This is a genomic window from Burkholderia sp. DN3021 (assembly GCF_049805555.1).
Classification (GTDB): domain Bacteria; phylum Pseudomonadota; class Gammaproteobacteria; order Burkholderiales; family Burkholderiaceae; genus Burkholderia; species Burkholderia pyrrocinia_C.
In genome coordinates, this window is sequence record NZ_JBNCAB010000047.1 from 1 (window position 1) to 23477 (window position 23477).

At 68.8% G+C, this 23477-nt stretch carries 21 protein-coding genes; 12 read left to right on the forward strand and 9 right to left on the reverse strand.

Translation table 11 applies throughout. From position 1 onward, the window contains the following. The 3 genes from ACPUER_RS22095 to ACPUER_RS22105 form a co-directional block, all read left to right on the forward strand. Nucleotides 1–867 (forward strand): ABC transporter ATP-binding protein (locus tag ACPUER_RS22095; protein ID WP_425132111.1); only part of this gene is annotated, 867 nt, incomplete at its 5' end. Then, entirely contained in the window at nt 864–1751 is an 888-nt protein-coding gene (locus ACPUER_RS22100; protein WP_175961694.1) for an ABC transporter permease, read from the forward strand. The genes ACPUER_RS22095 and ACPUER_RS22100, both read left to right, overlap by 4 nt. A gap of 172 nt (nt 1752–1923) precedes the next feature. Continuing rightward, nucleotides 1924–3141 (forward strand): acyl-CoA dehydrogenase family protein, encoded by a 1218-nt coding sequence (locus ACPUER_RS22105; protein WP_425132112.1) that lies wholly within the window; start codon nt 1924–1926, stop codon nt 3139–3141. Between the two features lie 35 nt (nt 3142–3176). Here ACPUER_RS22105 and ACPUER_RS22110 read toward each other — a convergent pair whose 3' ends face one another. The 4 genes from ACPUER_RS22110 to ACPUER_RS22125 form a co-directional block, all read right to left on the reverse strand. Next, nucleotides 3177–4364: an LLM class flavin-dependent oxidoreductase gene (locus ACPUER_RS22110; protein WP_425132113.1), complete on the reverse strand. Its 1188-nt coding sequence runs from the start codon at nt 4362–4364 to the stop codon at nt 3177–3179. 115 nt (nt 4365–4479) lie between these two features. Beyond that, the gene (locus ACPUER_RS22115; RefSeq protein WP_425132114.1) at nt 4480–5004 is read right to left on the reverse strand and encodes a c-type cytochrome; all 525 of its coding nucleotides are present in this window, start codon (nt 5002–5004) and stop codon (nt 4480–4482) included. Continuing rightward, complete coding sequence (soxC, locus tag ACPUER_RS22120) at nt 4997–6262, reverse strand: sulfite dehydrogenase (protein ID WP_425132115.1); 1266 nt, start codon at nt 6260–6262, stop codon at nt 4997–4999. Before soxC ends, ACPUER_RS22115 begins: the two co-directional genes overlap by 8 nt. A 132-nt stretch (nt 6263–6394) precedes the next feature. Further along, nucleotides 6395–7579 (reverse strand): porin, encoded by a 1185-nt coding sequence (locus ACPUER_RS22125; protein ID WP_425132116.1) that lies wholly within the window; start codon nt 7577–7579, stop codon nt 6395–6397. Between ACPUER_RS22125 and ACPUER_RS22130 the strand changes: the two genes are divergently transcribed. The 3 genes from ACPUER_RS22130 (at nt 7578) to ACPUER_RS22140 (ending at nt 9472) form a co-directional block, all read left to right on the forward strand. Beyond that, complete coding sequence (locus ACPUER_RS22130; RefSeq protein ID WP_425132117.1) at nt 7578–7961, forward strand: hypothetical protein; 384 nt, start codon at nt 7578–7580, stop codon at nt 7959–7961. The two genes, ACPUER_RS22125 and ACPUER_RS22130, sit on opposite strands and share 2 nt — an antisense overlap. 105 nt (nt 7962–8066) lie before the next feature. Further along, nucleotides 8067–8411 carry a DUF3088 domain-containing protein gene (locus ACPUER_RS22135; RefSeq protein ID WP_072437935.1) on the forward strand — a complete coding sequence of 115 codons (345 nt, stop codon included), beginning with the start codon at nt 8067–8069 and terminating at the stop codon, nt 8409–8411. Nucleotides 8412–8464: 53 nt separating this feature from the next. Continuing rightward, on the forward strand, nt 8465–9472 hold the full coding sequence (locus ACPUER_RS22140) for an ABC transporter substrate-binding protein (RefSeq protein WP_425132118.1): 1008 nt from the start codon (nt 8465–8467) through the stop codon (nt 9470–9472). A 230-nt stretch (nt 9473–9702) separates the two neighbouring features. On the opposite strand, the gene ACPUER_RS22145 is transcribed toward ACPUER_RS22140, so the two are convergent. The 3 genes from ACPUER_RS22145 to ACPUER_RS22155 all read right to left on the reverse strand — a co-directional run bounded on the left by ACPUER_RS22145 (nt 9703) and on the right by ACPUER_RS22155 (nt 12823). Then, on the reverse strand, nt 9703–10845 hold the full coding sequence (locus tag ACPUER_RS22145) for an FAD binding domain-containing protein (protein WP_425132119.1): 1143 nt from the start codon (nt 10843–10845) through the stop codon (nt 9703–9705). Between the two features lie 37 nt (nt 10846–10882). Next, nucleotides 10883–11758, reverse strand: a complete 876-nt coding sequence (locus ACPUER_RS22150) for an alpha/beta fold hydrolase (RefSeq protein ID WP_425132120.1) — start codon at nt 11756–11758, stop codon at nt 10883–10885. Nucleotides 11759–12103: 345 nt separating this feature from the next. Next, nucleotides 12104–12823 (reverse strand): TetR/AcrR family transcriptional regulator, encoded by a 720-nt coding sequence (locus ACPUER_RS22155; protein ID WP_175961683.1) that lies wholly within the window; start codon nt 12821–12823, stop codon nt 12104–12106. A gap of 365 nt (nt 12824–13188) precedes the next feature. On the opposite strand from ACPUER_RS22155, the gene ACPUER_RS22160 reads away from it, so the two are divergent. The 3 genes from ACPUER_RS22160 to ACPUER_RS22170 are packed head-to-tail and all read left to right on the forward strand — an operon-like array spanning nt 13189 to nt 16388. Continuing rightward, the gene (locus tag ACPUER_RS22160; protein ID WP_425132121.1) at nt 13189–13926 is read left to right on the forward strand and encodes a YoaK family protein; all 738 of its coding nucleotides are present in this window, start codon (nt 13189–13191) and stop codon (nt 13924–13926) included. Between the two features lie 48 nt (nt 13927–13974). Then, nucleotides 13975–14916 (forward strand): glyoxalase, encoded by a 942-nt coding sequence (locus ACPUER_RS22165; RefSeq protein ID WP_175961681.1) that lies wholly within the window; start codon nt 13975–13977, stop codon nt 14914–14916. A 14-nt stretch (nt 14917–14930) separates the two neighbouring features. Next, nucleotides 14931–16388, forward strand: a complete 1458-nt coding sequence (locus ACPUER_RS22170; RefSeq protein WP_072438000.1) for an alginate export family protein — start codon at nt 14931–14933, stop codon at nt 16386–16388. 22 nt (nt 16389–16410) lie between these two features. On the opposite strand, the gene ACPUER_RS22175 is transcribed toward ACPUER_RS22170, so the two are convergent. Continuing rightward, nucleotides 16411–17316: a LysR family transcriptional regulator gene (locus ACPUER_RS22175; RefSeq protein ID WP_425132122.1), complete on the reverse strand. Its 906-nt coding sequence runs from the start codon at nt 17314–17316 to the stop codon at nt 16411–16413. A gap of 132 nt (nt 17317–17448) precedes the next feature. Between ACPUER_RS22175 and ACPUER_RS22180 the strand changes: the two genes are divergently transcribed. Next, on the forward strand, nt 17449–18099 hold the full coding sequence (locus ACPUER_RS22180; protein ID WP_310134010.1) for a DsbA family oxidoreductase: 651 nt from the start codon (nt 17449–17451) through the stop codon (nt 18097–18099). Nucleotides 18100–18257: 158 nt separating this feature from the next. After that, nucleotides 18258–19244, forward strand: coding sequence for an MBL fold metallo-hydrolase (locus ACPUER_RS22185; RefSeq protein WP_310134013.1), 987 nt, complete (start codon nt 18258–18260; stop codon nt 19242–19244). Between the two features lie 28 nt (nt 19245–19272). Here the strand turns inward: ACPUER_RS22185 and ACPUER_RS22190 are convergent, their stop codons facing one another. Next, a complete protein-coding gene (locus tag ACPUER_RS22190; protein WP_425132123.1) occupies nt 19273–20181 on the reverse strand; it encodes a helix-turn-helix domain-containing protein in 909 nt (302 codons plus the stop codon). Between the two features lie 397 nt (nt 20182–20578). On the opposite strand from ACPUER_RS22190, the gene ACPUER_RS22195 reads away from it, so the two are divergent. Further along, on the forward strand, nt 20579–23470 hold the full coding sequence (locus tag ACPUER_RS22195) for an ATP-binding protein (protein WP_425132124.1): 2892 nt from the start codon (nt 20579–20581) through the stop codon (nt 23468–23470). Nucleotides 23471–23477: the final 7 nt, after the last annotated feature.

Genomic DNA, 23477 nt, shown 5'->3' on the forward strand with positions numbered 1-23477 from the left:
CCCGCCGCCCAGGCCGCGCCCGACGCGCGCGCGGCGATCCGGCCCGCGCAGGCCGGCGCGCACAGCGAACGCCTGCTCGCCATCGACCGCGTGAATCTCGAATACCGGAGCGGCGCGCGGATCGTTCGCGCGACGCACCAGGTGAGCTTCGACGTGTACGGCAGCGACCGCTTCGTGCTGCTCGGCCCGTCGGGTTGCGGGAAGTCGACGCTGCTGAAGGCGATTGCCGGCTTCATCGAGCCCGTGTCGGGTTCGATCGCGCTCGACGGCCAGCCCGTGCGCGGGCCGGGGCCCGACCGCATCGTGGTGTTCCAGGAGTTCGACCAGTTGCCGCCGTGGAAGACGGTCGTCGAGAACGTCGCGTTTCCGTTGCGCGCCGCCGCGAAGCTGTCGCGTGTCGAAGCACGCGAACGCGCGCTGCACTATCTCGACAAGGTCGGGCTGGGCGCATTCGCCGAAGCGTATCCGCACACGCTGTCGGGCGGCATGAAGCAGCGCGTCGCGATCGCGCGCGCACTGGCGATGCAGCCGCGCGTGCTGCTGATGGACGAACCGTTCGCCGCGCTCGACGCGCTCACGCGCCGCAAGATGCAGCAGGAACTGCTGCGGCTGTGGGACGAGTTTCGCTTCACGCTGCTGTTCGTCACGCATTCGATCGAGGAAGCGCTCGTCGTCGGCAACCGGATCCTGCTGCTGTCGCCGCATCCGGGCCGCGTGCGCGCGGAACTCAACAGTCACGAGCATTCGCTCGACAGCGTCGACAGCGTCGACACCGGCGACTTCCGCGATAACGTCGCGCGGATCCATCGCCTGCTGTTCGATACCGATGCAACGAACGCGCCGACGACCGAGGAAGCCGCATCATGAGCACGATCGATCCGGTCCTGCCGCCGCTGCCGCCCGTTCGCGCCGAATACGAACGCACGCTCGACACGCTGCCCGACGCCGAACGCGCGGCGCCGGCCCCGCTGTTGCGCCGCATCGCCGGCGCGGGCTGGTTTCGCCGCAGCGTCATCGCGCTCGTGCTGATCGCCGCATGGGAGATCGTCGCGCGCATCGTCGCGAACGATCTGCTCGTGCCGACCTTCGGCGCGACGCTGGCCGCGTTCGTGCAGGGCATCGAGTCGGGCGAACTGCTCGTGAAGACGGGCATCTCGATGTCGGTGCTGCTGCGCGGCTACGCGCTGGGCGTGTTCTTCGCGTTCGCGCTGACGTCGCTCGCGGTATCGACGCGCATCGGCCGCGACCTGCTGACGATGCTCACGTCGATGTTCAATCCGCTGCCGTCGATCGCGTTGCTGCCGATCGCGCTGCTGTGGTTCGGGCTCGGCACCGGCAGCCTGCTGTTCGTGCTCGTGCACGCGGTGCTGTGGCCGCTCGCGCTCAGCATGTACACGGGTTTTGCCGGCGTGCCGGCCACACTGAGGATGGCCGGGCGCAACTACGGCCTCACGGGCCTGCGCCAGATCGCGCTGATCCTCGTGCCGGCCGCGCTGCCGTCGATCCTGTCGGGCCTGCGCGTCGGCTGGGCGTTCGCGTGGCGCACGCTGATCGCGGCCGAGCTCGTGTTCGGCGCGAGCGCGGGGCAGGGCGGGCTCGGCTGGTACATCTTCCAGAACCGCAACGAGCTGTATACCGACCGCGTGTTCGCGGGTCTCGCGGCCGTCATCGTGATCGGCCTGCTCGTCGAGAACCTCGTGTTCGACACGCTCGAACGCGCGACCGTGCGGCGCTGGGGCATCCAGCACTGACGCGATGGTGCGCCGCCATTCCCGGCGCGCGCATAACAAAAGCTGAAATCGGTTTTTCGCGCGCGTCGGGTGCGTCCCTATACTTTGCGGTGCCGCGCGTGCGCCGTGTCGCGAATGCCTCGACCACGCGACGCAGCGACGCTCCCGATCTTCTCGCATAAGGAACCGCCGAATGACTGCCCGTGATGCCGTCGACCCGCGCGACGCGTTGCGCGACGCGCTTGCCGCGCTGCCCGATCTCGCGAACGCGATCGGGCAGGATGCCGCGCAACGCGAGGCGCGTCGCGAACTGCCGTTCGAAGGCTTCGCGATCTTCCGGCGCTCGGCGCTGGGCGTGCTGCGGATTCCTGTGGCGCGCGGCGGCCTCGGCGGCACGCTGGTCGATCTGTTCGACACGATCGCGACGCTGGCCGCGGCCGATTCGAATCTCGCGCACGCGCTGCGCATCCACTACGACATGACCGAGACGCTGCGGCTGTCGCCGCGCACGCCGTTCAACGACGTGCAGCTCGAACGCGCGCTGGCCGGCGCGATCTTCGGCGGTGCGTCGACCGAGCGCGGCACGTCGCGGCCCGGCGAGAACACGACCGTACTGCGCCGGGACGGTGCTCACCATCGCGTGACGGGGCGCAAATATTATTCGACGGGCACCGCGTTTGCCGATTTCGCGCGCATCAACGTGGAGAACGAGCAGAGCGACGCGCTTGCCGTGATCATTCCGGTCGCGCGCGACGGCGTGCAGGTGCTCGACGACTGGGACGGGATGGGGCAGCGCATGACCGCGAGCGGCAGCCTGCTGCTCGACGACGTGCAGGTGTTCGCGGACGAAGTGGCCGCGCGCGACGGTGCGTCGCTCGTCGGCCGCCATTGCGGCGCGCTGCGGCAGCTTCATCTCGTCGCGACGGGTGCGGGCATCGTGCGCAACGTGGTCGCCGATGCGCGCCGCTACGTGCTCGCGCACGGCCGCCCGGCGCTGCACAGCCCGGCGCCGACCGCGCGCGACGATCATTTCATCCAGCAGATCGTCGGCGAACTGTCCGCGCACAGTCACGCGATCGATGGGCTCGTGCGCGAAAACGCGCGGGCGCTCGACCGCTCCGCCGACGCGATCGAGGCCGGCGACGCCGATGCGCATGCGCTCGTGCTCGACAGTGCGCTCGCGACCGCGCGCACGCAGTTGATCGTCAGCAAGCTCGCGCTGCATGCGGCCGAGCGGTTGTTCGAAGTCGGCGGCGCGTCGGCGACGGCGCGCGAACACAACCTCGACCGGCACTGGCGCAACCTGCGCACGATCTTCAGCCACAACCCGCTGCTGCACAAGGCGCGCGTGATCGGCGACTACGAACTGAACGGCGTGACGACGCACCTGACCGAAGGGCGCGTGTTCTGATCCTGCCGCGCGCGCGACGTTTCCGCCGCCTGACTTCAGCGCCGCAACCCGGCGTCGCGCAGCAGCGGCAGCACGCGCTCGCCGAAGAAGTCGAGATCGGGCTTGAAGTCGTAGAAGCTCAACTGGATCCCGTCGATGCCCGCGCGGTGCAGTCGCACGATGGTGTCGGCAACTTCCGCGGGCGAGCCCGTGATCGAGATATTGCCGCCGATCGCGCGTGCCGCTGCCTGCGAGCGCTGTTCGAAGCCGCCGCGCCACGCATGCGCGTCGCTGTCGAAGCGGTGGAAGCTGCCTTCGTCCGCATGCGCGACGATCGCGTCGCGGTACGCGCGCGCTTCGGCCGCCGTCTCGCGGCAGATCACGAGCGGATTGAGCAGCGTGCGGATCGTCCGGCCGCGTGCCGCGGCGGCCGCCTTCACGCGTGCGGTATGCGCAGGCAGCGCGTCGAGCGCGAGGGCAACGTCGGGGCCGGCCGGGCTCGTGACGAACACGATGTCCGAATAGCGCGCCGCGAAATCGATGCCGGAGTCGGAGCCGGTCGCGTTGATCAGCAGCGGGCGACCGTAGCGCGGCTTCGGCGTCACGAATGCGCCGCCCAGGCGCCAGCTCGACAGTGCGGGCGCGTAGCTGAAATTGTCCGGTTGCGCCCACAACTGCTGGACCGCGTCGAGGAATTCGGCGGCCATCTCGTAGCGCCGGTCGTGCTCGATCCGGTTCCAGCCGAACATCTCGTGCTCGATCGCGCGATGGCCGGTCACGACGTTGATGCCCCAGCGCCCGCGCGAGATGTGATCGAGCGTCGCGGTGAATTTCGCGAAATGCAGCGGATGCCACGGCCCGTAGAGCACATGGCTCGTCGCGACGAGGATGATCCGCTCGGTGCGTGCGGTCAGCGCGGCCAGCGTCATGAACGAGTCGAGTGCCTGGCCGTCGAACACGCCGCCGTAGCCGCCTTTCGGCAGCCACTGCGACAGCGCGAACACGAGATCGAAACCGAGCGCTTCGGCGCGTGCGACCAGGTCGGCGTTGTAGTCGAAGGTCCAGTCGGTCGAGCGCGGCAGCGTCGATGCGCTCCATCCGCCGGCCTGGATCGGCAGGAACAGCCCGAGCATCAGCGGCTGCGCGAGCGCGCGCGACACGGGGCTGTCGGGGAAGTCCGCCGGCGAGCGGACGTCGACGAACGGCGACGGTGCGACGGGCGCGGCGAGGGTGGTTTCGCTCATGACGGGTTCCTTGCGGGGTGTGTGCGCGCTGAAGCCGAACGAAGGCGATGCGCACGCGCTGCGGCGGTTCGCGCAGGAGCGATTGCGGATTGCACGGCGAGCGGATCGCGCCGCGTCATAACCGGCCCGGCCTCGGGTCGGGCACGAAGCCGTCGCGGTTCGGCATCTTCACGCGCGGCAGCGTGCGCGCATCGAGCCGCGCGTCATCGGGCACGATGCCGTTCAGGTGCAGCACGTATGCGGTGACCGCGTAGACGTCGTCCGCGCTCAGCGATTGCGGCGCGTTGTACGGCATCGCACGGCGGATGTAGTCGAACAGCGTGGTCGCATACGGCCAGTAGCTGCCGACGGTCTTTTTCGGTTTTGCACCCGCGAGCGAGCCGAGGCCGCCGACGAGCGGATCGCCGACGCCGCCTTCGCCGCCGGCGCCGTGGCACATCGCGCACTTGTCCGCGAACACATGGCCGCCGCGCGCAACCGTGCCCGAGCCGGGCGGCAGGCCGCTGCCGTCGGGCGCGACGTCGATGTCCCACGCGGCGAGCGCCGCGCGGTCGACCGGCTGCCCGAGGCCGAAGCCTGCGCCGAAGGCGTTCGACACGACCACGGACGCAGCGAGCAGGCAGGCGAGCGGCTTACGCATTGCGCACCTCGCCGTCCGTGCCGACGCGCCAGTTCTGGATGCCGTTGTAGTGATACTGCGAATTGAGCCCGCGCGCGGCGACGAGCGCGTCGCGGGTCGGCTGCACGTAGCCCGTGTCGTCGGTCGCGCGGCTTTGCAGGTCGGCCGGCTCGCCGTTCCAGACCCAGTCCGCCTCGAAGCGCGTCAATGCACGATCGCGCACGTCGCCGGCGAGCCGCGCGGGTCGCCATGTGCGGCCGCCGTCGGTCGATACGTCGACCGCGCGAATCCGGCCGCGGCCCGACCACGCATAGCCGCCGATCGGGTGATAGCCGTGCGCAGCGAGCCGATGGCCGGCCGACGGCCGCGTGATCACCGACTTCGCGTCCATCTCGAACACGAACTGGCGCGCGCAGCCGCCGGGCAGCAGGTTCGTGTATTTCGACGTTTCCTCGCGCGTCATCTCCGGTGCGCGAACCAGCTTCAGCCGCCGCAGCCACTTGATGTTCGTGTTGCCTTCGAAGCCCGGCACGATCAGCCGCACCGGGTAGCCGTTCTCGGGGCGCAGCCGCTCGCCGTTCTGCGCATAGACGACGAGCGCGCGCTCGAGGATCCGGTCGAGCGGCAGGCTGCGCGTCATCGCCGCGCCGTCGGCGCCTTCGGCGAGCAGCCAGCGCGCGGACGGGTCGATGCCGGTTTCGTCGAGCAGCGTCGACAGCCGGACGCCCGTCCATTCGCAACACGACAGCAGCCCGTGCGTGAACTGGACGGGCAGCCCGCTCGGGCCGTTCCATTCGCTGCCGGTGTTGCCCGAGCATTCGAGGAAGTGGATTCGTGATTCGGACGGGAAGCGCAGCAGGTCGTCGAGCGTGAACACGCGCGGCTCGCGCACGAGGCCGTGCACGACGACGCGATGGCGCTGCGCATCGATCTCGGGCACCCCGGCGTGATGACGTTCGTACACGAGGCCGTTCGGCGTGAGGTCGCCGAACAGGTCGGCGAGCGGCGTCATCGACGAGCCGGAGCCGGGCAGCACAGGCGTGCGGGCGCTGCGGCGGATCACGTCGCGTTCGTGCGGGCCCGGCACGCCGTACGGCGGCGACAGCAGCGGCGCGCCCGGCGAACGGGTCCACGGCGGCACGTCCAGCGGGGAGAGCGGCTGGCTTGCGAGCGCGCCGCCGGCAGGCAGCAGCGCGGCGGCCCATCCGCCGGCGAGCTGGCGCAGCGCCGCGCGCCGGCCGGGGCGCGGCGGGCGGGAAGGAACACGGGAATCGGTCATGGTCGAACGCGTATCGCGTGCGGCGGCCGCACGCGGGGAAACGGACATTCTCGGCAACCGGGCGCAACGCGGCAAACAACGATTCCCGCTTTGCTTATCGTGCTGATTGCGCCGCGCCCGATGCGCGTGCCGTCAGAACTTCACGCGCAGCCCGCTGACGATCGCGACCTGGCGGTTCGTCGACGACGCGCTGCCGATGTTCGAGATCACCGCGACCTTGCGATAGCCGCCCGACGTTGCCGTGCTCGGATCGCCGGCCGCGAGCTGGTAGATGCCGGACAGGTAGAGATCGGTGCGCTTCGACAACGCGTAGTCGAACCCGAGCGTGAACTGGTGCCAGCGCGGCTTCAGCGTCTGGCCGCCGGTGCCCGGCAAGCCGCTCGCGCGCCCGTCGGTGAACGTATAGACGCCGATCAGCGTGGCCGCCGGCGTGATCTGGTAACGCGCGTTCACGTCGTAGTTGTTGAACTTGCGCGACGAGCCGTCGACATAGTCGAGCTGCGTGTGGCTCCATGCGAAGCCGAGCGTCGCGCGGCCGAGCGCGTAGTTCGCGCCGACGGCGCCGATCTGCTGCCTGAGCACGCCGCCGTTCAGCCCGTAGAAGAACGCGCCGCTGTAGTCGTTGCCGGTGGCCGAGGTCGCGCCGCCCACCGCGCCGCTGGTATTCGACGTCGCGTTCGGATGATTGAGCCGCACGTAGCCGCCGCCGACCGACAGCGGGCCGTTCACGTAGTTCGCCGACACGCCCCACGCGTTGTTGTTCGAGAAACCGGTGCCCGCGCCGCCGTTCGCCTGGTTGCTGAACGCATAGAGCAGGTCGGCCGTGAAGCCGGCGATCGTGTCGCTGCGGAACTTCACCGCGTTGTTCAGCCGGAAGCTCTGGTTCAGGTTGTCGTTGTCGCCTACGTGCGTGGCCGGCGACCAGAAGCCGGACCCCGAGTACTGCGCGACGAGATCGGTGATCGGCTCGTACTGGCGGCCGAACGTCAGCGTGCCGAGCCCCTTCTTCGCGAGGCCCACGTACGCGGAGCGGCCGAACAGGCGGCCGCCCTGGCCGAGCCCGCCGTCGCTCGGCCGGAACCCGCTTTCGAGCGTGAAGACCGCCTGCAGGCCGCCGCCGAGATCCTCCGCGCCTTTCAGGCCCCAGCGGCTGCCGCTCAGCTTGCCGCTCGTCTGCTGGATGTTGCTCGCGCCGCCCTGGTTGTTCGTATAGGCGATACCGGCATCGACGACGCCGTACAACGTGACGGAACTCTGCGCATGCGCGCCGACCGAACCGATCGAAACCAAACCCAGGACTACCGATTTTTTGATCATGACCATCCTCTGTTTTTATGACTACATCTACGAGGATCACGATGCTATTGACGACGGGCGCCGCGCTGAACGGTCGATCCGTGGTTTGCAAATCGCTGCGCGGCGGATTTGCAATGTGCGTCGCCGCACGCTCGACACGTGCGTCGCGATCGCGTCCGGCGCACATGCTGCGGCGAACGCATCGCACCGACGGCGAACGTCGAGCGCTGCAAACGTGCGGCTGCCGTCATATCGATCGATGAAATCGTTCGATGTCCGCAATGCATGCGGTTCGGCTCGCGATGCTTTTATGCAACGCCGCCCTGTGCGGCGAATGGCCGATGCGCTATGCGCGGCCGCATATCGATTTCGCAAAACGTTGGTAGGGCAGTGCGATGCGTGACGGTAGAGTCGGGCATCCGGTCGCGGGCCGGCATGCTCCGGGAACACGAGGGCGCCGACGCGCGCGTTCATCCCGGTCGTACAACGAACACGGGAGCCGTTTGACATGAGTCGCGATGTGCTGTTTTTGCTGGAACCGGGCTTTAGCGATCCGAAGCATCCGGGCCGACGCTTCGTCTGTCCGCATGGACTGTCGATCGAAGGGCTGCTGGCGAGCGCGCCCGACCGCGCCGGCCGCATCGACGTGAAGCGAATCGGTTTCGAGCGGCCGCGGCACGCGGTGATCGACGCGCTCGACGACGCGCACCAGGGCCTGCCGGTGCTCGTGCTCGGCCGCGACCAGCCGGCGCCCGACGATGCGCAGACGCTCGGCGACGTGCGCTTCGTCACCGACGCACGGCGCATCCTCGAACTGCTGGCCGAACGCCACGGGTTTCCGGTGCTTCATTGATGCGGTGGTTTTCACTTCTTGTCCGATTCTGATCCGACTGACAGGAGCATCCGATGTCGTCAATTTCGGCGGCGCGCCGCCGCCTGCTGCTCGCCGGTGCCGCGGTCGTGTCGGCCCCGTGGGCCCCGTTTTCCGCAAGGGCCGTGTTCGCCGCGCCGGCCGTCAATGCCGATCTCGCCGGCACGACGCTGCGCGTCGCGACCTACAAGGGCGGCTGGCGCGCGCTGCTGCAGGCGGCCGGCCTCGGCGACACGCCGTACCGGATCGAATGGCGCGAGCTGAACAACGGCGTGCTGCACATCGAGGCGCTCAATGCGGATGCGCTCGATATCGGTTCGGGTAGCGAAATTCCGGCGGTGTTCGCCGCGCGCCAGAAGGCCAATGTGCGGTTCATCTCCCGCGCACGCGAAGACCTGAACAACCAGGTCACGCTCGCACGCAAGGACACGCCGATCCGCAGCATCGCGGAACTGAAGGGCAAGCGCGTCGGCTACGTGCGCGCGACGACGTCGCACTATTTCCTGTATCGCCAGCTGGCGGAGGCCGGCCTGAGCTTCGACGACATCCAGCCGATCAACCTGTCGCCGACGGATGGTCTGTCCGCATACGATCGCGGCGACATCGACGCGTGGGCGATCTACGGCTACAACGGCCAGCTCGCGCGCAATCGCTACGGCGCGCGCGTGCTGAAGACGGGGAAGGGTTATCTGTCGGGCAATTTTCCGGTCTACGCGAACCCGCGCACGCTCGACGATGCGCGCCGTCGTGCCGCGACGGGCGATCTGCTGCTGCGGTTCCGGCACGCGTATGCGTGGGCGAACGGGCATTTCCGCGACTATGCGCTCGTGCAGAACCGCGAGACGCGCGTGCCGGTTGCCGATCTCGTCGCGATGTTCGAGCAGCGCAGCGACGACTATGCGCTGCTGCCGGTGACGCCCGACGTGGTGGCGCGGCATCAGCAGGTCGCGGATGTGTTCGCGCGTATCGGCGTGCTGGACGGACCGGCGAATGTCGCGCCGTTCTGGGATACGTCGTTCAATTCGTTGGTTGCGGCGGGTTGACGCGGTGCAGCGGTAAGACGCCCATGTGACTTCATGGTTTCAAGCCCGACGTGGGCCTCGCCGGGCGACCCGGCGCGACCGGATCAGGAGAACGTCGTCGCGTTCGAATGAAATCGGCGCCCGGTTCGAGCATCTGAAACATAAAAGGTTCGTCACCGCGTTGCCGGTCGACGGCGGTATGTCGGAGACCATCGCATGATCGAACGATGCACCGCGCATCCGATGGCCGGTCACGCGCGCCCCATGATCCGGGTGCCGAGCGAGATGCCGAGTTCGGACAGCGACGCATTGGCGGCAAGCTGACGGGCTTCCCAGCGCGACAGCGCGGCGTCGAACGCAGGGCCGTGCACGACGCCGCGCAGCGCGTCGGCGAGACCGACCGCATTCTCCGCCGCTTTCGCGACGCCGGCGGCCGTATGCGGCCGGACGAGGCAGGCTGCGTCGCCGAGCAACACCGCGCGGCCGAAAGCCATGCGGTCGACCGCGAGATCCAGGATCGCCTGCGCGAACGGTGCTTGCGTTGCATCGACGAGCGCGGCGAGCGTCGGCGCAAGCATCCGGCGGCCGGCATCAACGAGTTCGAGCCGGTTGTCGTCCCGCATCGCGCCGGGCGGCAGCGATCCGTCGCGCTGCGTGCCGTCCTGCGCGAGGAACAGCGACGGCAGACGATCCGCGGCGAGCCGCCGGTACCAGACCCAGTTCACGCGCCGCTTGCCCGGTTCGATCGCGCCGTCGCGGCCGGGCACCAGATAGGTCAGGAACAGATGCGCGTCGCCTTGCTGAAACGTGAAGCGGTCGCGCAGCACCCGCAGCACCGTGTCGGGAAGCAGATGCTCGTCGACGAGCCCGCGCCACGCGACATAACCCGCGTATGCGGGCCGCACATCGGGAAGCAGTTGCGCGCGCACGTTCGAGCGGCCGCCGTCGGCGCCGACCAGCAGGTCGGCCTGCTCGACGCGGCCGTCCGCGAAATGCGCGATCACGCGGTCGCCTTCCTGCGCGAACCGCTCGAACGATACGCCGGCGTGCACGACGCCGGCCGGCAGCGCGCGCTTCAGGGCCGTGTAGATCACGTTCCACGCGGTCTGCGTTTGCGGCATGTGCAGGCGTTGCACGATCCGGTCGTGCTCGTCGAGATAGATCCGGTCGACCGAATCGACGCCCGCATCGCGCGGCACGGGCACGCCGCCGAACGTGAATGCGCGTTCGATCGGCGCTTGCAGCACGATGCCGCCGCCGCGGCTGTCGAGGTCGTTCGGCGATTGCTCGAAGACCTTGACGCGCCATCCGGCCGCGCGCAGCGCGGTAGCCGTGAAAAGCCCGCCCACCGATCCGCCGATGACGACCGCCAGCGGGCCCGAAACGTCGCTCATGGTTCCTTCCTCCCGATGATCCGTCGCGCGCGGCGGTTCAGCCTTCCCAGTGCTTCAGGAAGTCGAGCAGCAGCGCGTTCACGCGCTCCGGCTGCTCCTCCTGCGGCAGGTGGCCGCACTGCGCGATCGGCTCGGCACGCAGGTTCGTCGCCATGCTTTCCCACACGGATTTCATGTCGAACATCTTGCCGACCGCATAGAAATCCTCGCCCCAGATGGCCATGGTCGGGCATGCGATCCTGACGTTCGCATCGACGAGATCCTGCTTCACGTCTTCCGCGTTCGCGCGATAGTCGGCCAGTGCGCCGCGCACGGCGCCCGGACGCCGATACGCACGCACGTACGTGTCGAACGCGTCGCCGGAGATCGCGTGCGGGTTGTAGCACCAGTCGGAGAAGAAATAGCTCAGCCATTCGGCCTCTTTGCCGGCGATCAACGCTTCGGGCAAATCCGGCACCTGGTGGAACAGGAAGAACCAGTACGCGCGCGCCGTTTGCGCGGTCATGTTCTGCGCGACGATGCGCGTCGGCACGTTGTCCATCACGACGAGCCGCTCGACGCGCTCGGGGAAGTCTTTCGAGAAACGCGTCGCGACGCGCGCGCCGCGATCGTGCCCGACGAGCGCGATGCGGCCGATGCCGAGCGTGTCGAGCAGTTCGGCGAGGTCGCGCGCCATGTTGCGTTTGTCGTAACCGGCGGCCGGCTTGTCGGTTTCGCCGTAGCCGCGCAGGTCGGGCGCGATCACGCGGTAGCGCTGCGCCAGCGCGGGGATCTGGAAGCGCCACGCGAAGCTGGTTTCCGGGAAGCCGTGCAGCAGGACGACGACGGGCCCGCTACCGGCATCGATGTAGTGCTGGCGGATGCCGTTCGCGGTGACGGTGTGGTGGGTGATCGAAGGCGTGGCGATGGTCATGTGGCGGTCCCTGTTCGGTTCGTCCCGCGCGCAGCAGGCGTGGGCGCGAATGCCTGTCGAGGATAGGCGAAGCGCGCGATGCGCCGGATAAATTGTTCTGAATTCGTCTGGTGGCGCGCACGGCCGGCATCGACCGCTTCATCACGATCACGTCCTGGCCGGATGGCCGGTGTCCGCTGACCCTCGCGTGAATCGCGCCGCAAACGGCGGTCCGACGATCGGCACGACCCACGAAGGCGCCAGCGCGTAAAAATGCCGGATGCCAATTCGACCGTCGTCGAGCGTCGCGCCGCGATTGCACGCGATCCGAGCGCGATCCGAGCGCGATCGCCGGCCGCCGCCGCGTCACGCGCGCCGGCGGCGCCGGCCGGTCGCGCCCGACGCGAGCTGCTTCAGCGCGGCGGGCGTGCCGTGCAGGAATGCGTCGATCAGCCGTTCGATTTCGGTGTCGAGATCGTCGGGCACCGGCAGGCCGTAGACCCACTTGCGGACGCCGAAATAGAAGATGCTCGCGTGCAGGCTCCAGACCAGTTCGATTTCCGCATTGCGCTGGGCTTCCGTCGCCGGCGTGGCGATGTCGTATTCGTACCGCAGCTCGCGCAGCACCGGCAGGAATACGCGTTCGCGCAGCCGCGACAGGTAGCGCGTGTTGAACCCCTCGCGGCTGAGCCCCGCGAAGATGAAGGTGCGGATCCATTCGCGCCGCAGGATGGTTTGCGCGTACGCGCGGTAGAACGCGACGAGCCGCTCCTGCAGCGGGACCGCGCGATCGGAGATCAGCTTTTCCCAGTCGGGATCCCACGTGTAGATCTCGTCGTAGACACGATCGATCAGCGCTTCCTTGCTCGGAAAGTACCGGTACAGCAGCGGCTGGGTGACGCCGATCTGCCGCGCGAGCTCGCGCGTGCTGCCGGAAAAGCCGTGCGTCGCGAAGTGCTCGATCGCCTTCTCGACGATCTGACGCTCGCGCGCTTCCGGCGCGAGCCGGCGGCCCGGCGTGACGGCGTTGCCGTCGGTGTCGGTCCCGGGCTCGCGGGCCGGCGTGCTGCGTTTTCTTTCGGTCATTCCTCGGCTCCTGATGGCGCGCATGCCTAAACTATCGATCGAAAAATAGCACGATCGGGGCCGCGAATACGGTTTGCGGCGCGGCTTTTGTTGCGGCGCTGAATTCCTTGCGGGATCTCCCTGCGTCGAACCGGACCGGCGCCCCGTCCTGCGCTCGAGCCGGCGGATTCAGAAAATTTCAGGCCGCCGCCAAGACATTTAGGCCGGCCTTCACTACTCTAGCTTCCGAACCGCCGCATGGGCCGGATGCCAGTCGGCAAGCCGGACCAGTCGGCGAAACCGGAGCGGAACATGCTTTATCTGATCTCGTCGGGCGCCGGCATTGCGGGCGCCGGCGCAGTCGACACATTCCAGGAAACCGGCTCATGCCTTCGCAGCAAGTAACCGCGGGCGCCGCCGCCGCGCCCGATCACGTGCGCGGCGAGGACGTGTTTCTCGCGTCGATCGCCGGTTATGTCGACACGCTCGGCTTCGTCGCGCTGTTCGGCCTGTTCACCGCGCACGTCACCGGCAACTTCATCCTGATCGGTTCGGGGCTGGCGGGCGTCGGGCAAGGGCTCGTGATCAAGTGGCTCGCGTTTCCGGCCTTCATCGCCGGCATCGTCGGCGCGCGCGTGCTCGACCATCGGATGCGCGTGCTGGGCCATGGCGTGCGCGCACGTTCGCTGTATGCGCTGCAGGCCGTGCTGCTGGCCGGGTTCATGCTGGCCGGCGTGATGGCATCGCCGATCGCCGACGCCGACGCGCCGCGGACGATCCTGTGCGGCCTGCTCGGCGCCGCGGCGATGGGCGTCCAGAACGCGCACGGCCGGCTGACGGCCCGCTCGGTCGTCGCCAACACGGTGATGACGGGCAATGTCACGCAGGCGGTGATCGATGCGTTCGACTGGCTCGTGCCGCTCGCAGCTCCTGCCGAACGGGACGCCGCGCGGGCGCGGCTGCGGCGCACGCTGCCGCCGGTCGCGGGCTTTGCGCTCGGGGCCGGCGCGGGGGCGGCGGCTTATGTGTTCGCGGCCTTCTGGGCGCTGGCGCTGCCGCTCGCGGCGCTGTGCTTCCTCGCCTATCAATCCGGTCGGCCCGACGCGGGGCCGACGTCACGCTGAATGCGCGCGCAGCATACGGCTGCGCGTGCCACTTTCAAGGAGAATTCGATGATTGCACTGAAGTTGCGACAAGTATTGCGGATGACGGCCGCGTCGACGGCCGTGCTCGGCGCTTTGCTGGCGACCGCGCCGGCTCATGCCGACGAGACGCGTCTGCTCCAGTCCTCGTCCGCGCGTGTGCCGGCCGTCGCGGTCGGCCCGCAATACGACACGACGCACGTGTGCGTCGCGCCGGAAGATTTCGACCGCTTCACCGACAGCTTCGTCGCGACGTTCGGCGGCAAGAAGTCGCAGCAGGGCGTGTTCCAGGTCACGCCGACGCCGAGCCAGACGATGTCGCAGCTCGTGCTGACGCCGGTCGGCACGATCTCGGTGTTCGGCTTCAAGACGCCGATCCCGTATCCGTTCTGCGAGGAGCGCACCGGCTATCTCGTCACCGACATGGACGTCGCGGTGAAGTCGGCGCGCGCGCACGGCGCGGACGTGATCGTCGACACGTTCCCCGACCCGATCGGCCGCGACGCGATCGTCCGCTGGCCGGGCGGCGTGAACATGCAGCTTTACTGGCACACCCAGGCGCCGCACTACGACGCGCTGCAGACGGTGCCGGAAAACCGCGTGTACGTGTCGCCGGAAAGCGCGAGCAAGCTGGTGCACGACTTCGTCGCGTTCTCGCGCGGCAAGGTCGTGTCCGACGTGCGCAAGGCGCCGGGCATCGAGATCGGCCGGCCGAACGACACGTATCGCCGTATCCGCATCGAGTCGGGCTTCGGCAAGATGACCGTGCTGGCCACGGACGGCCATCTGCCTTACCCGTTCGGCCGCGAGATGACCGGCTACGAAGTGCAGGATCTGGCCGCGACGCTGAAGCAGGCGCAGGCAGCGGGCGTGACCGTGCTGGTGCCGACCTTCACGTCGGACGGGCGCGATGCGGCGCTCGTGCAGTTCCCGGGCGGCTACGTCGCCGAGATCCACGCGCGGTCGAAATGATGGACCGCCGGCCGATGAGACGGGCGTGGCGGGGCGTGCTGCCGGCCGCCGTGCTGGCGGGCGGCGTCGCGACGTACGCCGGGACGGCGGCCGGCGCCGAGGAAGCCGCGGCGGCCGATGCCGCGGCGCCGGCCTCGACCGCCGGCGCGACGTGCACCGCAAAGCGCCCCACGTTGCTGTTCAATCGCTGGCAGGAAGACTGGTCGGTACTCGCGGATCCGTGCGTGCCGCGCAAGCCGCTCGATGCGCTGAAGTACATCCCGCTGGGCGCCGACCCGTCGACCTACCTGTCGCTCGGCGCGAACCTGCGCGAGCGCTTCGAGCTGAACAACGCGCCGCTGTTCGGGCTCGGCGCCGCGCATGACGACAATTACGTGATCCAGCGCGCGACGGTGCACGCGGATCTGCGTTATGCCGGGCATTTCCAGGCGTTCGTCCAGTTCGTCGATGCGCGGCCGTTCGGCAAGGATACGGTCGGCCCCGTCGACAAGGATCAGCTCGATATCGAGCAGGCGTTCGTCGCGTATGTCGACCAGGTGGGCGGCGGCACGCTCAAGACCCGCATCGGCCGGCAGGAGATGGCGTTCGACTTGCAGCGGTTCGTGTCGGTGCGCGACGGGCCGAACGTGCGCCAGGCGTTCGACGCGCTGTGGGCGAACTACGAAATCGGCAAATGGCGGCTGATCGGCTATGTCACGCGCCCGGTGCAATATCGCAACGACGCGGTGTTCGACGACGTGTCGAACCGGCACCTGAGATTCGACGGCGTGCGCGTCGAGCGCAGCGGCACGGGCCCCGGCGACCTGTCGGCCTACTGGTCGCGCTATACGCGCGACAACGCACGTTATCTCGCCGGAGCCGGCACCGAGCGGCGCGACGTGTTCGACATGCGCTACGCGGGCAAATCCGGCCGGCTCGACTGGGACGTCGAGGCGATGCTCCAGACGGGGCACATCGGACAGGACACGATCGGTGCGTGGGCGTTCGGCGCGCTGGGCGGCTACACGTTCACGAAGACGGCGGGCACGCCGCGCATCGGCATCCAGGTCGACGGCGCGTCGGGCGACAAGCATCCCGGCGACGGGCGCATGGGCACCTTCAACCCGCTGTTTCCGAACGGCTATTACTTCACGCTCGCCGGCTACACCGGCTACAGCAACCTGATTCACGTGAAGCCTTCGCTGACGTTCAAGCCGGCCAGCACCGTGACGGTGCTGACCGCGGTCGGTTTCCAGTGGCGCGAGACGACGGCCGACGCGATCTACGGGCAAGGGATGTCGGCGGTGCCGGGCACGGCCGGCAAGGGCGGTTCGTGGACGGGCATGTATGCGCAGGCCCGTGTGGACTGGCTCGTCAATGCGAACGTGGCGCTGGCCGTCGAGGCCGTGCACTTCCAGGTCGCCAACTCGATTCGCGCGCTCGGTGCGCGCAATGCCGACTATGTCGGCATGGAAGCGAAGTTCGGCTGGTAATGCGGCACGGCGCGCCGCCGGCTCACTGCTGCGTGCGCGCCAGCGCCTCGACAAAATCGATGAACGCCGTGACGCGCTTCGAGCCGCGCTGATTCGGCAGGTAGAGTGCGGTGACGACCGAGCGCGCCGCATCGGGCGTGACGTCGTACTGTTCGAAGAGCCTGCGCAGGCGGCCCGACTGGACGTCGGCGTCGACCAGCCAGTCGGGCAGCAGCGCGATGCCGGCGCCGTCGAGCACGGCATCGCGCAACACCTCGCTGTGATTCGACTTCAGGCGCCCGGCGACCAGCACTTTCGTCGTGCCGTGCGCATCGGCAAACGTCCACGCCTGCTGGTCGCCGCCGAAGTGAAAGCGCAGGCACCCGTGATCGACCAGCTCGCCCGGCGCCGACGGCGTGCCGTGCGCATCGAGGTAGTCGTGGCTCGCGACGACATAGCGCTGGAACGTGCCGAGCTGCCGCGCGACGACTTCCGCGGACGGCGCCGCTTCGCCGAGCCGGATCGCGACGTCGATCCGGCCGGCGACGAGATCGACGCGTTCGTCGGTGAGCTGCAGGTCGAGGTCGAGCTTCGGATAGCGCGCGAGAAATGCCGCGACGTGCGGCGCGATGCGGCGCACGCCGTACGCGACCGGCACCGACACGCGCAGCGGTCCGGACGGCTCGTCGCCGCGATCGGAAACCAGCGCGTCGGCTTCCGCGAGTTCCTCGAGCAGCCGCTTCGCGCGTGCGTAGTACACGGAGCCGGCATCGGACAGCGTGACCTGTCGCGTCGTGCGGTTCAGCAGCACGGTGCCGAGCGACGCCTCGAGCGCATCCACCGCGCGCACCACCGACGACGCCGCGAGCTCGAGGCGCCGTCCCGCGCTCGAGAAGCCGCCGGCTTCCGCTACTTCCACGAACGCGCGCAGCGCGGAGAATTTGTCCATGTCGTCGCCTTTGTGTCTTCGTGTCTTCGTGTCTTTGTGCGTATCGCAACGATGCATTGCGTGCCGTTCGCATTCTATCGTCGGCCCGCACGCGCTATCTTCCGGACTGCAATGTACAGGAAGGAGCCTGCGATGAAACCCCTCGAAGTAACGGTGACCTACGACCTCATCTGCCCGTGGTGCTGGATCGCGGAGCACCGGCTCGCGGAGGCGCTTGACGAAGCCGGCCTGGCCGGCCACGTGAGCGTCCGGTTCGTGCCGTTCGAACTGAACCCGTCGATGCCGGCCGGCGGCATGGACCGCAAGGCGTACCGGAGCGCGAAGTTCGGCAGCTGGGCGCGCTCGCAGGCACTCGACGCGCATGTGGCCGAAGCCGGCCGGGCGGCCGGCCTCGTGTTCGATCATGCGCGGATCGCACGCACGCCGAACACGCGGCTTGCCCACCGGCTCGTCTGGTTCGCTCAACAACGCGGCAGTGCGGTCGCGCTCGTCGACGCGCTGTTTGCCGCGTATTTCCGCGACGGCCGCGATATCGGCGACGCGGACGTGCTGGTCGAGATAGCGGCCGGCGCCGGTTTGCCGGGCGACGCGGTGCGTGCGTTCCTGGCGTCCGGCGAAGGGCTCGATGCGGTGGTCGCGCTCGAAGCGCAGGCGGTGCGCGAAGGCGTCGCGTCGGTGCCGTCGACGCGCATCGGGCTGTCGGTCGTCAGCGGCGCGCAGCCGGCCGCCGTCTTTCGCGATGCGTTGATTGCCGCGCAGCACGCGCGTGACCGGGCCGCCTGAATCCGGGCCGGCGCCGCCGAGGCCCGGCCTTCAGAACGATTCATGTCCCGCTCAGGATTATTGCGAATCCGGCCGGTAAGCTCGGTGTCGCGCGCATCTACGCCGGCCGGACCGGCAAGCCGGCGCGCGCAACGTCGATACGCAACCGGGGAACGGACATGAAGAACTTGAACTGGCGCACGCGCGCGGCGCGCTCGGGCCGCATGCTGCTCATCGCGTGGTGCGTCGGCATCGTCGCATCGGTCGCGTTCGCCGGCGAGCCGGGCGGCGGCAACCAGGCCCCCGGCTTCTATCGGCAGAAGCTCGGCAACCTTCGGATCGTCGCGCTGTCCGACGGCACGCATCCGTTTCCGGTCGATACGGTCTTCCGCGATGTGTCGAAGGACGACATCCGGCGCGATCTCGATCGCGAGTTTCTGGAGCCGCCCGTCCAGGGTTCGATCAACGCGTTCCTGGTCGATACGGGAACGAAGCGGATTCTCGTCGATACGGGCGCCGGCGTGCTGTATGGCGACTGCTGCGGCAAGCTGCTCGCGAACCTGCGCGCGGCAGGCTATGCGCCGGAGCAGATCGACGAAGTGTTGCTCACGCACCTGCACAAGGATCACGTCGGCGGCATTGTGTCGAACGGCAGGATGACCTTTCCGAATGCGGTCGTTCGCGTAAACGAGATCGAAGCGAATTACTGGCTCGATCCGGACAACAAGGCACAGGCGCCGGCGTTCCTGGCGTCGTTTTTCGATGCGGCGGCCGCGTCGGTCGCGCCGTACGTCGCGGCCGGACGCTTCAAGACGTTTCGCGGCGAAGCGACGCTCGCCCCCGGCATTCGCGCGGTGCCGATGCCCGGCCATACGCCGGGCCATACGGCCTATCTGATCGAGAGCGGCGACGCCGGGCTGCTCGCGTGGGGCGACATCGTGCACGTCGCGGCGATCCAGTTGCAGGATCCGGACGCGACCGTCCAGTACGACAGCGATGCCGACGCGGCGCGCCGCACCCGGCGCGATACGCTGAAGCGCGTCGCGGACAAGCGTTATCTGGTCGGTGCCGCGCACATCGCGTTTCCCGGGCTCGGGCATCTGCGCAGGGACGGGGAGCAGTACGACTGGGTGCCGGTCAACTACGACGCGACGCCGCTTCAATGACGAGCATGGTGCGCGCGCGGCGGCCGTTTCAGCGCGACAGTTCGCGCCGCCATGCGCCCGGCGGATGGCCGACGATGCGCACGAACACGCGGTTCAGGTGGCTCTGGTCCGCGAAGCCGCAGGCGGCCGCGATTTCCGCGAGCGTCATGTCGGTCGTCTCGATCAGTTGCCGGGCGCGGATCACGCGCTGTTCGAGCAGCCATTGATGCGGCGTGCGTCCCGTCGTGCGCGAGAACGCGCGGATGAAATAGCCGCGCGACAGATCGCATTCGTTGGCCACTTCCTCGATCGATACGCCGAGGTTCGCCTTTTCCATCAGAAGTTCCTTGGCGAGCGCCGCCTTGGCCGGCGACAGCAGGCCCTTGCGCTGCAGGTCGCGCGCGTGTGCATTGCCGTAGCGGCATGCGAGATGCGTGCCGATCGCGAGCCCCATCTGCTCGACGAACAGCGTGTTCAGCGCGCCCGCCGCGTCGAGGCTGTTGGCGACGGCGTGCGCGAGATGGCCCAGCACCGCGTCCTGCACGTCGGGCGCGCAGGTCAGGCCGCCGATTGCCGTTCCGCCGTGCTCGCGGCCGAGGCGCTCGAGGTAGCTGCGCGACAGCTCGACGAGCAGGAAGTCGAACTCGCCGTACAGGTCGGCGCGGAAATTCCGGGAAAAGTCGCGAATGTAGATCGAGTTGTGCTGAAACCGCCGCTCGGATTTGCCGGCCCCGCCGTAGATCGTGCGCCGGTGCCCGCCGTTCAGCGACACGCCGATCAGGAAGCCGCGATCGCTGGCCGCCATCTCGATGCGCTCGAATTGCTCGTCGCGCATGCATTTGCGGTGGAGCGTCAGGCCGCCGACCGACCTTTCAATATCCTTGGATAGCAGGCTCGAGATGCATCCGAGCGTGTCTTTCGGCGGGGGCGCCGGTGGCGCGGCGAGAGGGGCTGGCATGGTGGAACGATCCTTCGATTGGGGGCGGTGCGCGAGCATCCTGGTTGCGTGCAGTGTATAGCACGCCCGACAGGCCCAAGATAACTTGAATAAATGTCCGCTGGCTGACGGAATGCTTGATGCGGCCGATCCATGCCGCGCCAGGCCCGGCCGGCAAGCGAAGGCGCGATTCCGATCGATGTTGCCCCATTCGTAATCGCGCGCCGCGGGTTCGGCGGCGTGCCTTTATGCACGGTGCCAGTGCATTTTTCTTCAAGATTTTTGTTTAACCCGTGTTTACACTCGGCCCACATTTTGAGATTTTGCGCCCGGCCTGCAACGCAGGCCGGATGCGGACTCCCGCCCCGGTGAACCGCGCGTTCACATGGCGGTCATCGTGGGGAACCTGGAGGCGGCCATGATCCAGATCGGGAATTTGTCGGTGGATTTCGAGCAGCGCGACATTCGCGATCGCGGCGCGTCGCTGCGTATCGGCGCACGCGCGCTCGACATCCTTGAAGTACTGCATCGCGCGAACGGTTCCGTCGTGTCGAAGGACGACATCATGGATGCCGTCTGGCCGGGCCTGATCGTCGAGGAAAACCGGCTGCAGGTCCATGTCGCGACGTTGCGCAAGGCACTGGGCGCGCATCGCGACCTGATCAAGACGGTGCCGGGCCGCGGCTACCTGCTGATCGCGCAGCCGCCGGTCGCGCACTCGGCGGCGCCGCGCGCGGCCGAATGTCCGCCCGAGGTTGCCGCTGCCTTTCATCCGGTTCCGCTGGTCGGACGTCAGGCCGAGATCGAGCAGATCGTCGACATGATCGGACGTGCGCCGGTCGTCACGCTCGTCGGTGCGGGCGGCATCGGCAAGACCAGCCTGGCCAACCGCGTCGCGCACGAGCTGCGCAGCCGGTCCGGCGAGCGTGGCCTGTTCGTGGAGCTGGCCAGGGCCGCGACGCGCGACGACGTGCTGCTCGCGATTGCCGCGGAACTGGGGCTCGAGACGGACGGCGTGCCTGCCGCCGATCGCATCGGCGACGCATGCGCCGCGTCGCGCGGCCTGCTCGTGCTCGACAACGCGGAGCACGTCGTCGACCTGGTGGCCGACCTCGTCGAAACGCTGACGTCGCGCGCCGCGCCGCTGCGCGTGCTGGTGACGAGTCGCGAGCCGCTTCATATCTCGGTCGAAGCCGTGTTTCGCGTGGCTCCGCTGGCGGTGCCGGACGGCAGTGAGTCGGTCGACGAGATCGTGCGCCATTCGGCCGTCGAGCTGTTTCTGGCGCGGATTCGCGCCGCCACGCCCGATTGCGAGGTCGACGCGGCCGGCGTCAGGCTGATCGGCGACATCTGCCGGCGCCTCGACGGGCTGCCGCTGGCGATCGAACTGGCCGCCGCGCGCGTCGCGACGCTCGGGCTCGAGGTCGTCGCGTCGCGTCTCGACGACCGGCTGAACCTGCTGACGGGCGGGCTGCGCTCGGCGCTGCCGCGCCACCAGACGCTGCGGGCGACGTTCGACTGGAGCTACGTGCTGCTGGATGCGGCGGCCCGGTCGCTGTTTCGTCGCATGGCGTGCTTCATCGGCCCGTTTACGTTCGATGCCGCCCGCGAGGTGGCGATGGATCCCGGCATGTCGGCCGCCGCGATGATCGCGGTGCTCGGCGAACTGGTCGCGAAGTCGCTGGTGACCGTCGAGTTCGACGGCGCGCAGGCGCGCTACCGGTTGACGGAATCGACGCGCGCGTATGCGCTCGAGAAGCTGCACAACGAGGGCGAATTCGAAGCCGTCGCCGAGCGTCATGCGCGCTACGAACGCGAGCAGGGGGAAGCGCGGATGCTGACGCACGCACAAGCCGCGGACCTCGCGAGCCTGCGTCTCGCCGCGGGCGAGCCGGCGCCGCGCGAACCCGCGGCGGCCGAGCCGCACGCGCTGGAAGTGGACGCGCTGGCGCTCGCGTTGCGGGAGCCGGCGCGGATGCGCGAATGTTCGATCCCGGCGAGGCGAGCGCTCGACGCAATCGAGGCCGGGGCGGCCGAGGGCATCGATGCGGCGCGCGAAATGCGCTTGCGCGCGGCCTATGCGGCGGCGCTGCTGCATACCGATGGCGATACGCACACGGCCGCGGCGATGTGGGACCGGACGCTCGGTCTCGCGGGCCGGATCGGCGACGAGGCGTTCGATGCGCGCGCGCTGGTCGGGCTGTGGAACACGATGCTGACGCGCTCCGACATCCACGAATCGCTGCGCTACGCGACGCGCTTCGAGCGCGCCGCGGAGCGGCGGGGCGACCGGTCGCAGCGGCTGCTGGCGAACGCGATGGTCGCGACCTCGCTGCATTACTTCGGCGAGCATGCGCAGGCGCGCGAGCGGCTGGAGGCGGCGATGGCCGAACTGGCCGAGGTCGGCGAACCGTCCTGTGCAGAGGCGGCGCTGGGGATCGACGTCGCGACGCTCGGCCGGACGATGCTGACGCGGCTCGTGTGGATGCAGGGCGACCCGGAATATGCGATGCGACTGGCGGCGCAGGCGGTCGAATGCGCGCGCCGCGCAGGGTCGGCGCCGGCGCTGTGCGTCGTGCTCGGCGCCGCGGCCGTGCCGATTGCATTGCGCTATGGCGATCACGACGTGATTTCCGATTATCTCGGGACGCTGCGATCGACCGCAGAGGCGAACGGGTTCGACATCTGGCTCAGCCACGCGGAATGCCTTGCCGGGCACTTCGACATGCAGACCGGGCACCCCGGTGCCGGTCTCGCGCGGCTCGAGCCCGCGCTGCGGCGCATCGAAGCGAGCGGTTTTCAGCGCGCGCTCGCGCCGCTGATCGTCGCGTACGCGGAAGGACTGACGCGCACGGGCCGCGCGGCCGAGGCATGCACGAAGCTCGACGCGACGCTCGCGCGCTGCCGCATGCACGGCGAGCATCTGTTCGTGCCCGAGCTGCTGCGCGCCAGGGGGCTCGCGATGCTCGAGCAGGCACGCACCGCCGATGCGGACCTCGCGATCTCCTGCGAAGCCGACGGGCACCGTCATCTGCTGATGGGGATTCATACCGCGAACGGGCAAGGGGCAGCCATGTGGGCGCTGCGCGGCACGCTCGATCTCGCCGATCACCTGATCGAGCGCGGGCGGACCGGGCAGGCTTCGTCGCTGCTGGCCGGTCTGTCAGGGTATTTCGATCCGCAATCGCGTGCGCTCGACGTGCGCCGGCTGGCGCGCGTGCAGAACTTCGTCCGGCCGGAGACGACGCCGTCGACGGGCCGTACGCGGATGCGGCATGAGGCGGCGGATGCGATGCAGCAGGTGGCGTAACGGCGCG